The organism is Azotobacter salinestris, assembly GCF_009363155.1.
GTDB classification, from domain to species: Bacteria; Pseudomonadota; Gammaproteobacteria; order Pseudomonadales; family Pseudomonadaceae; genus Azotobacter; species Azotobacter salinestris.
Window position 1 is genome coordinate 406,775 of the sequence record NZ_CP045302.1, and the last position, 13,189, is coordinate 419,963.

Annotated in this window: 11 protein-coding genes; 9 read left to right on the forward strand and 2 right to left on the reverse strand. The window is 66.7% G+C overall.

All coding sequences use genetic code 11. The features are described from left to right. The first annotated feature begins 22 nt into the window (after positions 1–22). The 7 genes from GCU53_RS02010 to GCU53_RS02040 all read left to right on the forward strand — a co-directional run bounded on the left by GCU53_RS02010 (position 23) and on the right by GCU53_RS02040 (position 8,098). Positions 23–319: a DUF2934 domain-containing protein gene (locus GCU53_RS02010; RefSeq protein ID WP_152386127.1), complete on the forward strand. Its 297-nt coding sequence runs from the start codon at positions 23–25 to the stop codon at positions 317–319. A 218-nt stretch (positions 320–537) separates the two neighbouring features. Next, the gene (gene glgX, locus GCU53_RS02015; RefSeq protein WP_152386128.1) at positions 538–2,700 is read left to right on the forward strand and encodes a glycogen debranching protein GlgX; all 2,163 of its coding nucleotides are present in this window, start codon (positions 538–540) and stop codon (positions 2,698–2,700) included. A 219-nt stretch (positions 2,701–2,919) separates the two neighbouring features. Beyond that, positions 2,920–3,333, forward strand: a complete 414-nt coding sequence (locus GCU53_RS02020) for a CBS domain-containing protein (protein WP_152386129.1) — start codon at positions 2,920–2,922, stop codon at positions 3,331–3,333. Between the two features lie 37 nt (positions 3,334–3,370). Continuing rightward, the gene (locus GCU53_RS02025) at positions 3,371–4,705 is read left to right on the forward strand and encodes a zinc-dependent alcohol dehydrogenase (RefSeq protein ID WP_152386130.1); all 1,335 of its coding nucleotides are present in this window, start codon (positions 3,371–3,373) and stop codon (positions 4,703–4,705) included. Between the two features lie 404 nt (positions 4,706–5,109). Next, on the forward strand, positions 5,110–5,877 hold the full coding sequence (locus GCU53_RS02030) for an endonuclease/exonuclease/phosphatase family protein (RefSeq protein ID WP_244307009.1): 768 nt from the start codon (positions 5,110–5,112) through the stop codon (positions 5,875–5,877). After that, the gene (clsB, locus tag GCU53_RS02035) at positions 5,874–7,124 is read left to right on the forward strand and encodes a cardiolipin synthase ClsB (RefSeq protein ID WP_152386131.1); all 1,251 of its coding nucleotides are present in this window, start codon (positions 5,874–5,876) and stop codon (positions 7,122–7,124) included. Before GCU53_RS02030 ends, clsB begins: the two co-directional genes overlap by 4 nt. Next, positions 7,121–8,098 carry a lysylphosphatidylglycerol synthase domain-containing protein gene (locus GCU53_RS02040; RefSeq protein WP_152386132.1) on the forward strand — a complete coding sequence of 326 codons (978 nt, stop codon included), beginning with the start codon at positions 7,121–7,123 and terminating at the stop codon, positions 8,096–8,098. Before clsB ends, GCU53_RS02040 begins: the two co-directional genes overlap by 4 nt. A gap of 34 nt (positions 8,099–8,132) precedes the next feature. On the opposite strand, the gene GCU53_RS02045 is transcribed toward GCU53_RS02040, so the two are convergent. Beyond that, the gene (locus tag GCU53_RS02045; RefSeq protein ID WP_152386133.1) at positions 8,133–8,987 is read right to left on the reverse strand and encodes a GNAT family N-acetyltransferase; all 855 of its coding nucleotides are present in this window, start codon (positions 8,985–8,987) and stop codon (positions 8,133–8,135) included. A gap of 1,029 nt (positions 8,988–10,016) precedes the next feature. Between GCU53_RS02045 and acuI the strand changes: the two genes are divergently transcribed. Then, positions 10,017–11,003, forward strand: a complete 987-nt coding sequence (acuI, locus tag GCU53_RS02050; RefSeq protein ID WP_152386134.1) for an acrylyl-CoA reductase (NADPH) — start codon at positions 10,017–10,019, stop codon at positions 11,001–11,003. A 4-nt stretch (positions 11,004–11,007) separates the two neighbouring features. Here the strand turns inward: acuI and GCU53_RS02055 are convergent, their stop codons facing one another. After that, positions 11,008–11,934 (reverse strand): LysR family transcriptional regulator, encoded by a 927-nt coding sequence (locus GCU53_RS02055; RefSeq protein ID WP_152386135.1) that lies wholly within the window; start codon positions 11,932–11,934, stop codon positions 11,008–11,010. Positions 11,935–12,082: 148 nt separating this feature from the next. Here GCU53_RS02055 and nfsB point away from each other — a divergent pair, with 148 nt between their 5' ends. Next, positions 12,083–12,736: an oxygen-insensitive NAD(P)H nitroreductase gene (gene nfsB / locus GCU53_RS02060; RefSeq protein ID WP_152386136.1), complete on the forward strand. Its 654-nt coding sequence runs from the start codon at positions 12,083–12,085 to the stop codon at positions 12,734–12,736. Positions 12,737–13,189 lie beyond the last annotated feature (453 nt).

Consider the following 13,189-nt stretch of genomic DNA (forward strand, 5'->3'; position numbering starts at 1 on the left):
CGAATAAAAGGGGTGAAATGGAATGACGAGCAACGAGCAGCGTATCCGCGAACTGGCCTATCAGATCTGGCAGTCCGAAGGTTGCCCCGACGGCCAGCAGGAACGTCACTGGCAGATGGCCTGCAAACTGGCCGAGGCCGAGTTGCAGGCCGCCACGCCGCAACCGCGCACGCGCAAGCCGGCGGCGCCGCGCAAGAGCGCCGCCAAGCCGGTGGAAACCGTGGGAAGAGCGGCCGCCGAAACCACGCCCGTGGCCAAGGGCGTCCCTGCCACCGAGAAGAAGCCGCGCGCCACCCGTACGCGACCGATGACCCCGTGAAGCGTCTGCCTGGTCGTCGCTGAACGGGACGCTCTCACAAGAGCGGCAACCGCTCGGCAGGCGGCATGGCCACATTTGCCCGTGTTCGGCTGCGCCCCAGCCCCGAACCCAAAGGATTCGATCGATTGCACGGAGGCATATCCTGATCGCCCATGGCGCAGCAGCGCTCCGTTGAAGCGGAGCGCTGCCCCTCCCTTTCAGCAGTCGGAGTAACGAGCATGGATCGGCACAAGAAGCCCCAAGCACCTCAGGTGAAGACTCCGTCGCGCATCCGCGAAGGCCTGCCCTTTCCTCTGGGCGCGACCTGGGACGGTCTGGGCGTCAATTTCGCCCTGTTCTCCGCCCACGCCACCAGGGTGGAGCTCTGCCTGTTCGACGACGCCGGACAGACCGAAGTGGAGCGCATCGAACTGCCCGAGTACACCGACGAGATCTGGCACGGCTACCTGCCGGACGCCCATCCGGGCCAGGTCTACGGCTACCGGGTATACGGCCCCTACGCGCCGGATGCCGGGCACCGCTTCAACCCCAACAAGCTGCTGATCGACCCCTATGCCAAGCAGTTGGTCGGCGAGCTGCGCTGGTCGGAGTCCCTGTTCGGCTACACCATCGGCCACCCGGACGCCGATCTCAGCTTCGACGGGCGCGACAGCGCCCCCTACGTGCCCAAGAGCAAGATCATCGACCCGGCCTTCACCTGGGGCCGCGACTGCCCGGTGCAGACCCCCTGGGACCGCACCATCCTCTACGAGACCCACCTGCGCGGCTTCACCATGCGCCATCCGGCGGTGCCGAAGGCGCTGCGCGGCACCTGCGCCGGCCTGATGAGCCCCGAGGTGCTCGACTACCTGCGCCAGCTCGGCGTCTCGGCGATCGAGCTGTTGCCGGTCCATGCCTTCGTCCAGGACCAGCACCTGCTGGAAAAAGGCATGACCAACTACTGGGGCTACAACACCATCGGCTTCTTCGCCCCGCACCCGCGCTACCTGGCCAGCGGCAAGATCCAGGAATTCAAGGAGATGGTCGCCCACCTGCACCACGCCGGCCTGGAGGTGATCCTCGACGTGGTCTACAACCACACCGCCGAGGGCAACGAGCTGGGGCCTACCCTCTCCATGCGCGGCATCGACAATGCCACCTACTACCGCCTGATACCGGACGACAGGCGCTACTACATCAACGACTCGGGCACCGGCAACACTCTCGACCTCTCCCACCCCTGCGTGCTGCAGATGGTCACCGACTCGCTGCGCTACTGGGCCACGGAGATGCACGTGGACGGCTTCCGCTTCGACCTGGCGACCATCCTCGGCCGCGAGCCGAAGGGCTTCGCCGAGCGCCACAGCTTCCTGGTCGCCTGCCGCCAGGACCCGGTGCTGCGCCAGACCAAGCTGATCGCCGAGCCCTGGGACTGCGGCCCGGGCGGCTACCGGGTCGGCGGCTTCCCGCCCGGCTGGGCGGAATGGAACGACCGCTTCCGCGATACCGTGCGGGCCTTCTGGCGGGGCGACGAGAACCAGTTGGCGGATATCGCCAAACGCCTCACCGCCTCCGGGGACCTCTACAATCAGCGCGGCCGACGGCCGTTCGCCTCGGTCAATTTCGTCACCGCCCACGACGGCTTCACCCTCAACGACCTGGTCTCCTACAACGACAAGCACAACGAGGCCAACGACGAGGACAACCAGGACGGCACCGACCACAACCTCTCCTGGAACCACGGCGTCGAGGGCCCCACCGACGACCCGGAGATCAGGGAGCTGCGCTTCCGGCAGATACGCAACTTCTTCGCCACCCTGCTGTTCTCCCAGGGCACGCCGATGATCGTCGCCGGCGACGAATTCGCCCGCACCCAGCATGGCAACAACAACGCCTACTGCCAGGACAGCGAGATCGGCTGGATCGACTGGCACCTCGACGAGGACGCCAGGGCGCTGCAGGAGTTCGTCCGTCGCCTGATCCGCCTGCGCCTGCGCTTTCCCATCCTGCGCCGCGGACGCTTTCTGGTCGGCGCCTTCAACGAGGAGTTGGGGGTCAAGGACGTCACCTGGCTGAATCCCTCCGGCACCGAGATGACCATCGAGCAGTGGGAGGAAGACCACAACCGCTGCCTCGGCATGCTGCTCGACGGCCGCGCCCAGCCGACCGGCATTCGCCGCGCCGGCTCCGACGCCACCCTGCTGCTGGTGGTGAACGCCCACTACGACCTGGTCAATTTCCACCTGCCGGCGGTCGCCCAGGGCAAACGCTGGAGGCGCCTGGTGGACACCCACAAGCCGACGGCAGCCGAAGAGCGCTTCGCCTTCGACACCGAGTACGGCGTCACCGGCCGTTCGCTCCTGCTGTTCGAGCTGATCAGGAACGGCAACCAGAACGCCTGACAGAGGGCCGGACGCGGGCGGGGAAAGCGCTGCATTGCGCTTCCTGCAGAGCCCCGTGCCATGCGCAGGGACGCTCCGGCGAGCCCCGTACCGCTCGCGAAAAAACGGGAACCCCCACCCCATGAAGCGAGTCTTGTTGATAGGTACGACAGTACCTCGGCTGGCCAGGCCGAGTGGTGACCAGGCCTGCTTCCATCCACCAGAGAGGAAGGCATTACCATGAAAATCCAAGACATCATGACCCACGACGTACAGACCATTCGCGTTGACCAGACGCTGCGCGAGGCGGCCGAAATGATGGAGCAGATCGATTCTGGAGCCCTGCTGGTCAACGAAGGCGACCGCCTGGTGGGCATGCTGACCGATCGCGACATCGCCATCCGTGCCGTGGCCAAGGGCAAGGACAACGACACCCAGGTGCGCGAAGTGATGACGCCCAACGTGTGTTACTGCTTCGAGGACGAGGACGTGCAGCATGTCGCCGAGAACATGGCCGACATCCATGTGCGCCGCCTGCCGGTGATGAACCGCGAGAAGCGCCTGGTCGGCGTGGTCTCGCTGGGCAATATCGCCGAATGTCACAACCCCTCGGTCAGCGATACCGTGCTGCAGGGCGTTACACAGGCGCACTGACAGCGCAGCCAACCGACTACCCTCCGGGGAGGTGCCTATGAAAGCGGTAGTTTTCCACGACATCGGCGACATCCGCCTGGATGATGTACCGGAGCCCCAAATCGAAGCACCGACCGATGCGATCGTCCGCCTGACCGCGTCGGCCATCTGCGGAACCGACCTGCACTTCATCCGCGGCACTGTCGGCGGCATGCGCCCGGGCACCATCCTCGGCCACGAGGGCGTCGGCATCGTCGAACAGTTGGGCGAGGAGGTGCGCAACCTGCAGATCGGCGATCGCGTGGTGATCCCCTCCACCATCGCCTGCGGCAACTGCTCCTATTGCCGCGCCGGCTACTACGCCCAGTGCGACGTGGCCAACCCCAACGGCAAGGAAGCCGGCACCGCCTTCTACGGGGGCCCTGCGCAGACCGGGCCCTTCCAGGGACTGCAGGCGGAAAAGGCGCGGATTCCCTTCGCCAACATCGGCCTGGTCAAGCTGCCCAGCGAGATCAGCGACGATCAGGCCATCCTGCTCTCGGACATCTTTCCCACCGGCTATTTCGGCGCGGAAATGGCCGAAATCGATGACGGCGACACCGTCGCCGTGTTCGGCTGCGGCCCAGTCGGCCAGTTCGCCATCGCCAGCGCCAAGTTGCTCGGCGCCGCACGGGTGTTCGCCATCGACCAGTGTCCGGACCGCCTGCAGATGGCGCGCCAGCAGGGCGCGGAAACCATCGACTTCAACCGCGAGGACCCGGTGCAGACCCTGCGCCGGCTGACCGACGGCATCGGCGTCGACCGGGCCATCGACGCGGTGGGCGTGGATGCCGAGCACGAGCACGCCTTCCAGCATGGCCACGATCCCGAAGAGGAGGAACGCTTCGCCCGCGAGGTCGCCACCGTGGCGCCGGAGACCCATCCCGACGGGGCCAACTGGCGGCCGGGCGATGCGCCCAGCCAGGCCCTGGAATGGGCCGTGGAGGCACTGGCCAAGGCCGGCACCCTGTCGATCATCGGAGTCTATCCGCCGCAGGCTCACAGCTTCCCCATCGGCCTGGCGACGGAGAAGAACCTGACCATCAACATGGGCAACTGTCACCACCGCAAATACATCCCCAAGTTGATCGAGCTGATCCTGGCCAAGCGCATCGATCCGGCGAAGATCCTCACGCAGATCAAGCCGATGGGCGACGCCATCGCCGCCATCAAGGCCTTCGACCGGCGCGAGCACGGCTGGATCAAGGTCGAGCTGCATCCGCAGCAGATGCAGGGCGGCACGACAGGCAGCGAGGAAACGGTGAACACGGACGAGCTGCTCGATGAAGGCATCGAGGAAACCTTTCCCGCCAGCGATCCGGTATCCGTCAGCCCGCGGCCGGCACAGCGCTGAAGCCAGGCGCAAGGCCCATGACCACGGGTCCCCGGGTTGACGGGCCGAGCCCCGGTCTCCAGTCCGGGGCTCCACGCCAGGACCCGGCGGAGCCTGCCGGAGCCGGCCTGACGAAAGCGCGATCACCAGGATTGCCCCCTCGAAGCGTCCCGGCAGGTTTCGACATGCGTCGCGGTCCTGTCGGCGACCATTGTGTCCCGGAGCACGACAGGCCCGGTCCGGGGGAGCGACGGAAGGAGGCCCGGCGCAGCGGCCGGGCGTGGGAGGAGTCATCGATCCCGACGCCATCCGGCGCCGGCGGGACGGGCTGCGCCCCGTCATGTCAGGGCCCCGGCGATTTGCCGGTGGAGCCGGCGACCCGGCCGGGACAGCGCCCTGCAGTCGAAAGCACAAGGAGCAGTTATGTGAGCCAACCCCACAACGGAGAACAGCGCGTCGAATCCCTGCACATCCTCACGGTGAACACCCACAAGGGCTTCACCGCGTTCAACCGCCGCTTCATCCTGCACGAACTGCGCGAAGCGGTGCGCGACGTCTCGGCCGACCTGGTGTTCCTCCAGGAGGTGCTCGGCACCCACGAGAGCCATGCCCGGCGACATCGCAACTGGCCGGAAACCCCGCACTACGAATTCCTCGCCGACAGCATGTGGGGCGACTTCGCCTACGGGCGCAACGCCGTCTACCCGGATGGCGACCACGGCAATGCCGTGCTGTCCAAATACTCCATCCAGCGCTACCGCAACCTCGACATCTCCGTACCCGGCCCGGAGCGCCGCGGCCTGCTGCACTGCGAGCTGGAGGTGCCGGGACAGCCGGAGGTGCATGCCATCTGCGTGCACCTGGGCCTGCTCGAAAGCCACCGGCAGAAGCAGCTCGGCCTGCTCTGCGAGCTGATCCAGTCGCTGCCGGCCGATGCGCGCATCGTGGTCGCCGGAGACTTCAACGACTGGCGCCTGCGCGCCTCCAACCGCCTGCGCGGCTGCGGCCTGGTCGAGGTCTTCGAACACAGCCATGGCCAGTGCGCGCGCAGCTTCCCGGCGCGCCTGCCCCTGCTGCGCCTGGACCGCATCTACGTGCGCAACGTCAGCCCGCAGCACGTCAAGGTGCTTTCCCACACCCCCTGGCCCCACCTCTCCGATCACCTGCCCCTCGCGGCGGAGGTGCGCCTATGAACTTTCCCTGGCGACACGACAACCACCTGTGGCTGCTGGAAAACGGCGAGGAGTTCTTTCCGCGGGTGTTCGAGGCTATCCGCCAGGCCCGCCAGGAGATCCTCCTCGAGACCTTCATCCTCTTCGAGGACAAGGTCGGCAACGAACTGCACCGCGAGCTGATCGCCGCGGCACGGCGCGGCGTGCATGTCGAGATCACCGTGGACGGCTACGGCTCGGCGGACCTGACGCCGGAGTTCGTCGCGGCCATGACCGAGGTGGGCATCCGCATTCGCATGTTCGATCCGCGCTCGAAGCTGTTCGGCATGCGCACCAACCTGTTCCGCCGCCTGCACCGCAAGATCGTGGTGATCGACGGCAGCCGCGTCTTCCTCGGCGGCATCAACTTCTCCGCCGATCATCTGGGCGATTTCGGCCCGACCGCCAAGCAGGACTACTCCGTCGAGGTAATCGGTCCGGTGACCCGCGATATCCATCGTTTCGCCCTCGCCAGCATCGCGGCCACCGAGCCATCGCGGCTCTGGTGGCGCCGGCAGCGTCGCGTCCGCAACGGCGGCAGCGGCCAGCAGCCGGCAGAGATGGCTGCCGAGGGCACGGCCCAGGCACTTTTCGTCAGCCGTGACAACCGCAGCCATACCAACGACATCGAGGAGCAGTACCTGGAAGCCATCCGCCAGGCCCGCCGCCGGCTGGTGATCGCCAATGCCTATTTCTTCCCCGGCTACCGCCTGCTGAGGGAAATCCGCCGGGCCGCGCGGCGCGGGGTCAAGGTGGAACTGATCCTGCAGGGCCAGCCGGACATGCCGATCGCCAAGTTCGGTGCGCGCCTGTTCTACGAGTACCTGCTCAAGGACGGCGTGCTCATCCACGAATACTGCGACCGTCCGCTGCACGGCAAGGTCGCCCTGGCCGACGACGAATGGGCCACCGTCGGCTCGAGCAACCTCGACCCGTTGAGCCTGTCGCTCAACCTGGAGGCCAACCTGATCATTCGCGACTGGGCCTTCAACCATGAATTGAATGCGCGGCTGGAGCGGCTGCGGCGCGACCACTGCCGGCTCATGACCAGGGAGAAGATCGCCCGCGACGCCTGGTGGCGCATGCCCCTGGCCTTCCTCGCCTACCACGCCCTCACCCACTTCCCGGCCTGGGTCGGCTGGCTGCCGGCGCACACCCCGAGGGTGGAGGTCCTGCAGGGCTGCCCCCGTCCGGACGACGGCGATAACCTGCGCAAGCCCAGCCCATGAAGGCCGCCGCATCCCTCGCAGCACGGCTGCGCAGCCACTGGCCGCTGGTCCGGCGTGTCCTCGTCTGGATCTTCTTTCTCCTGATGACCGGGCTGCTGTTCAGCCTGGCGCGCAACATCGAATGGCGAAACGTCCTCGCCACGCTGGCCGGCTACCGCCCGGGCATCCTGCTGCTGGCCCTGGCCATCGCCGCCGCCAGCCACCTGCTCTACAGCTGCTTCGACCTGCTCGGACGCCGCTACGCCCATCACCAGCTGCCGCAGGGCCAGGTGCTGGCGGTGACCTTCGTCTGCTATGCCTTCAACCTCAACCTCGGCGCCTGGATCGGCGGCCTGGCCATGCGCTACCGCCTCTACTCGCGCCTCGGCCTGTCCACCCTGCAGATCACCCGGATCTACAGCCTGAGCCTGACGACCAACTGGATCGCCTACCTGCTGCTCGCCGGGCTGACCTTCGCCGCCGGCACCGTGCGCCCCCCGGCGCATTGGGCGATCGGCCACGGCAGTCTGCAGGCCCTGGGTGTCCTGCTGCTGGTGCTGGTCGCACTCTACCTGCTGCTCTGTGCCTTCTCCCGCCGCCGCGTGCTGAGCGTGCGCGGGCATTCGCTCGGCCTGCCGAGCCTGCGCCTGGCCCTCTGGCAGCTCGTCCTGGGCGCCGGCAACTGGCTGCTGATGGCGCTGGTCATCCACACCCTGCTGTTGCAGCAGGTCGGCTATGGCAGCGTGCTCGGCACCCTGCTGATCGCCAGCATCGCCGGCGTGCTCACCCACATCCCCGCCGGCCTTGGCGTGCTGGAAACGGTGTTCGTCGCCCTGCTCCACCAGCAGGTCGAACGCGACAGCGTGCTGGCCGCGCTGCTCGGCTACCGGGCGATCTATTACCTGCTGCCGCTCTCGGTCGCCAGCCTGGTCTACCTGGGCCTCGAGGCGCGGGCGAAACGGATGCGGCGGAAGGAAGCCGGAAAGCTGGCATGAATCCATGAGCCAGCCTGCCGGCCAAGGAGAGGTTTCAGCCCAGCTCGAAGGTGGTCACGCCATAGAGGCGGTCGAGTGCCAAGTCCGGCTCGGCGCCCGCATACATGCGGGCCGTCTCGAACACCACCTGCATGCCGTGGCGCTCGGCCAGCTCGACCGCCGCCCGGTTGACCTCCGGCACATCCAGATAGAACGGCTCCGCCGCTTCGATACCCTCGCGCAGTTCCACCAGGAGCGCTTGCGCCAGCGCTGGCGTGTCGGCGAACAGGGGGCCGATCTTGTAGCCGGAGAAGCACTTGCGCCGGACGCCGTAACCGGCGAGACGGCCTGCCTGCAGGATGCCCAGCGCCCTGGCGTCGGGCTGGCCGATCCAGCGCTCGAGAAAGCGGGTCCGCGGCGCCGGGAAGAAAGCCCGGTCATAAGCCTCGACCGCCGCGAAGGACAATGAGGTCAGGTCGACGAGCGCGTTCGGCTCCGCAGAAGCCCTGGCAGGCCCCCGCCCTTCGTAGCGCACATTGCGGTAGGCCAGCCTGAAACCGAGCCGCCGGTACTGCTCCTGCTGGGCGACCACGCCATCGAGCCCGATGTTGCGTCCGGCGAGATGGTCGGTCGCTGCCTTGAGAATCTGCGAGCCGTACCCCTTGCCACGGTATTCCGGCCGGACGATGTAAAGGCCGATGAAACCGAAGGAATCGCCATACCTGACCGCCGAAACCGTGGCGATCGGCTCGTCGTTCAACAGCCCGATCAGGAAGCCGTGCGGATCGGCCGCATGGAAGCACTCTGCATCGTGGATGCCCGGATTCCAGCCCTCATTGGCCGCCCACTCGATCGCCAGATCGACTTCGCTGCGGATCATGGTGCTGATTTCGTAGGTTTCCTGCTGCATGCTTTTCCCCGAACAAACGACCGTAACCCGTTAAAGCGTAGTACAGGCACTATTCTCGACAGCCCCTGCGGCCCCGTCCTTAAGCCAGGACTCACCGGGCGGCCAAGCCAACGTCCTGGCTTTCCCTCTCCCTCCCACGCCCTCGCAAAGCAACAGTCCGCTCTACCCCTTTCTGATTACCTGGTTGGTTGGCTCGAGGCTTTCCCGAGGTGAAGACTTGCACCCCCATAGATTTCCGATTTCAGGATTTATAACTGGAGCGGCAACCAGACGCCTGCCGCCGGGCGCAGCAATTCCATATCCGTTCGCTGGATCGGCCAATTGCCGCTCAGGAGATCGCCGGGTACTTGCAGCCAACCCGAGGGGAACTTGATCAACACACTCTTTCGAGCTGCGCCCGCCGGGCCTGAGGCTCAATGCGAACGCTGCGCTCCCCAACACAGCGGGCCGACGACGGAGCCTGACGCAATGCCAGCGTCCATCCCGCAAAAGCGAAATGCGGCAAGCATGGGAGTCGTCAGCAGGACAGTCGCGAATCGACATGCAGCGGTCGGAAGATACAAAGCCGATCGCTTGCCCTTTCGCGCGGTCAGGAAAAGACGAGGTGGAGGTCAAAACGGTGCCGGAAACTCAGCACTACCGCTATCCGTGGCTTCGCCATGGGGGCGGAGATTGCCGAGCGGCTCGCCAATGATGTATCCCTGCTCCAACCAGGCTGTCTCTAGCTGCTCAAAATAGTCGGGAACCACGCCACTTACCGCCAGACTCTGCCTTTACCCCTCCTATCCAGAGCCCTACGGCCAGAGTCTTGACGCCGGTCGACTACTGCAGGCAGGCGAAAGCCTTGCCGTGGTTGCATCAGTACACCGGCACCAGCCTACCTGCTTTTCTTTAAAGACATACGGTCTATAATCCCGCGAGCCTGCAACGACGCCAGAGCGGCTGCGGGCCAAGGCCAGGCACGCACACGCGCGTCCCGGCCTGTTTTTCGACCCAGAATAGACGATCGGTCTAAAAAGGAGGCGATGCATGTTCAAGGCGATCCTGATCGAAAAGGACGAAGAAGCGGGTTACCGCGCGCGGACCACCCAGCTGGACGAGGCGCAACTGCCCGAGGGCGATGTGACCATGCGGGTCGACTACAGCACGCTGAACTACAAGGACGCGCTGGCCATCACCGGCAAGGGGCCGGTGGTGCGCAAGTTCCCGATGGTGCCGGGGATCGACCTGGCGGGGACGGTGGAGGCCAGCGACAACCCGGATTTCAAGGCCGGCGATGCGGTGCTGCTCAACGGCTGGGGTGTCGGCGAGAACCACTGGGGCGGACTGGCGCAGAAGGCGCGACTGGACAGCCGCTGGCTGATCCCCCTGCCCCACGGCTTCACGACGCGCCAGGCCATGGCCATCGGGACCGCCGGCTATACCGCGATGCTTTCGGTGCTGGCCCTGGAGCGCCACGGCGTGACGCCCGAACAGGGCGAGATCCTGGTCACCGGCGCCAACGGCGGGGTCGGCAGCGTCGCCATCGCCCTGCTCGCCCGCCTCGGCTACCGGGTGGTCGCCTCCACTGGCCGCCCGGATCAGGCCGATTACCTGAAGAAGCTCGGCGCCGCCGAGATCATCGACCGCAGCACGCTGTCCGAGCCCGGCCGGCCGCTGGCCAGGGAGCGCTGGGCCGGGGTGATCGACTCGCTGGGCAGCCATACCCTGGCCAACGCCTGCGCCGCGACCCGCTACGGCGGCACCGTCGCCGCCTGCGGCCTGGCCCAGGGCATGGACTTCCCGGCCACGGTGGCGCCCTTCATCCTGCGCGGCGTGACCCTGGCCGGCATCGACAGCGTGATGCGCCCCCGCGAGGAGCGCATCGCCGCCTGGGAACGCCTGGCCCGCGACCTGGACCTGGCGCTGCTGGACGAGATCACCCGCGAGATCGGCCTGGACGAGGCCATTCCCGTGGCCGGCGAGCTGCTCGCCGGGAAGGTGCGCGGGCGGGTCGTGGTGGATGTGAACCGCTGAGCGCTCAGGGCGCCTCGGCCAGCCGCCGCAGGCGCTCGCCCAGTTCCGCGAAACGGCTCCTGAGCAGGGCGTGGAACTGCTGGACCGCCGGCGAGAACTGCTTGCGGTGCGGACAGACCAGATGCAGCGGCGCCGGCTCGCCCGGACAATCGCCGAGCAGCACCTCCAGACGCCCCGCCGCCACGTCCTCGCCCACATCCAGCCAGGATTTGTAGGCGATGCCGTGTCCGGCGATGGCCCAGCGGCGCACCACGTCGGCATCGTCGCTCAAGAGGCCGCCGCGAACCGCGATCACCCGCCGGTGCCCCTGCTCCTCGAATCCCCACTTATCGTGGGCCCGTCCGCCCAGCAGGTAGACCAGGCAGGCGTGCCCGGCCAACTCGTCGAGCGTCTGCGGCCGCCCGCTGCGCGCCAGGTAATCCGGTGCGGCCACCAGCACCCGGCGGTTGTCCGGCGCCAGCGGCAGGGCGATGAAGCTGGCGTCCTCCATGGGACCATAGCGAATCGCCACGTCGATGGGATCGCGGAAGATATCGGCGACCTGATCGGAGAGCAGCAGGCGCAGAGTCAGCCGCGGATGCTCGCGGCAGAACTTCGAAAGCCAGGGCAGCAGCAGGTTGCGCCCCAGATCGGAGGGCGCGCTGACCTGCAGCAGGCCCTGCAGGTCGGCCCGCTCCCGGTGCAGACGCTCGTGGCCTTCGCGCAGGGTCTCCAGTACCCGCTCGGCATAGGGCAGGTACTGCTCGCCTTCGGCGGTCAGCCGCAGGCTGCGCGTCGAGCGGGCGAACAGGCGGATGTCCAGGTGCCGCTCCAGACGCTTGATTGCCGCGCTGACCTGTCCGGGCAGCAGGTCGACTTCCCGGGCCGCAGCGGAAAAGCTGCCGAGGGCGGCGGAGCGAATGAACAGGGTCAGATCCTCCAGGCGGATCATTTTCACTCCTCAAGTGAAAGTGTTGGCTGATTTTGCTGCTTTTCATTGAAAGCTGCACAGCCGAACATCCACCCAGCCGCTCACCGCGCCCGAGGCGGGAACGGAGACAGCCGAGCACCTTGGGAAATCATCAACAGGAGAACGAACCTTGACTATCGCCAATGCCGCCAGGACCCGCTACACCACCAAGGCCTACGACCCCACCCGCAAGGTGCCCGAGAGCACCATGGAGGAGTTGCAGACCCTGCTGCGCTACAGCCCGTCCTCGGTGAACTCGCAGCCCTGGCACCACATCATCGCCGCCAGCGAGGAAGGCAAGGCCCGCATCGCCAAGGCGACCCAGGACGGCTACGCCTACAACGAGGCGAAGATCCTCAACGCCTCCCACGTCGTGGTGCTCTGCGCCCGTACCGATCTGGATGCGGCCCACCTCAAGGCCGTGCTCAACCAGGAAGACCTCGACGGCCGCTTCGCCAACCCGGAAGGCAAGGCCGGCCAGGGCAACGTGCGCAGCACCTACGTCAATCTGCACCGCTACGACCGCAAGGACCTGCAGCACTGGATGGAGAAGCAGGTCTACCTGGCCCTGGGAACCCTGCTGCTCGGCGCCGCCGCTCTCGGCGTGGACGCCACGCCCATCGAGGGCTTCGACCTCCACAGGCTCGACGAGGAGCTGGGCCTGCGCGAGCGCGGCTTCACCAGTGTGGTGATCGTCAGCCTGGGCTATCGCAGCGACGACGACTTCAACGCCAGGCTGCCGAAGTCGCGTCTGCCGGCCGAGGACATCTTCACCTTCCTGTAACCGACCCAGTCGCCGTCCGCCGCGCGCCTGTCGGGCGCGGGGGGCGGCATGTCCGCCCCCGGATGCCGGCAATCCCGGTTCATCGATAACAGCGCTACCTTGCAGCTCTCCCAGCGCTGCACGAAACTGCAGCAGCCGAGGCAGCGCATGCCCTATAGCCTCCCCGCCATCCGACGATGCCTGAGGCCCATGGCCGGCGGGCGATCGCCCGTTACCTGACCGGCTCGACTATGCTCGAAGGATCAAAGGTCAGACCATGGGGTCGATCCCTTTCCCCGGTGCATGCCCGAGCCTTCGAAGCAACGGTGATCATCGTCGGCATGTTGCGCCCCCTCCTCCATAGCCAGAGCCTGGAAGACGGAAGCTCAGATGCAGAGCCTATCCCTCGACTACCACTCGGGGGTGCTTGACCGCGAGAAACCGAACGGATCAAATCGCGAACAATTCTCATTG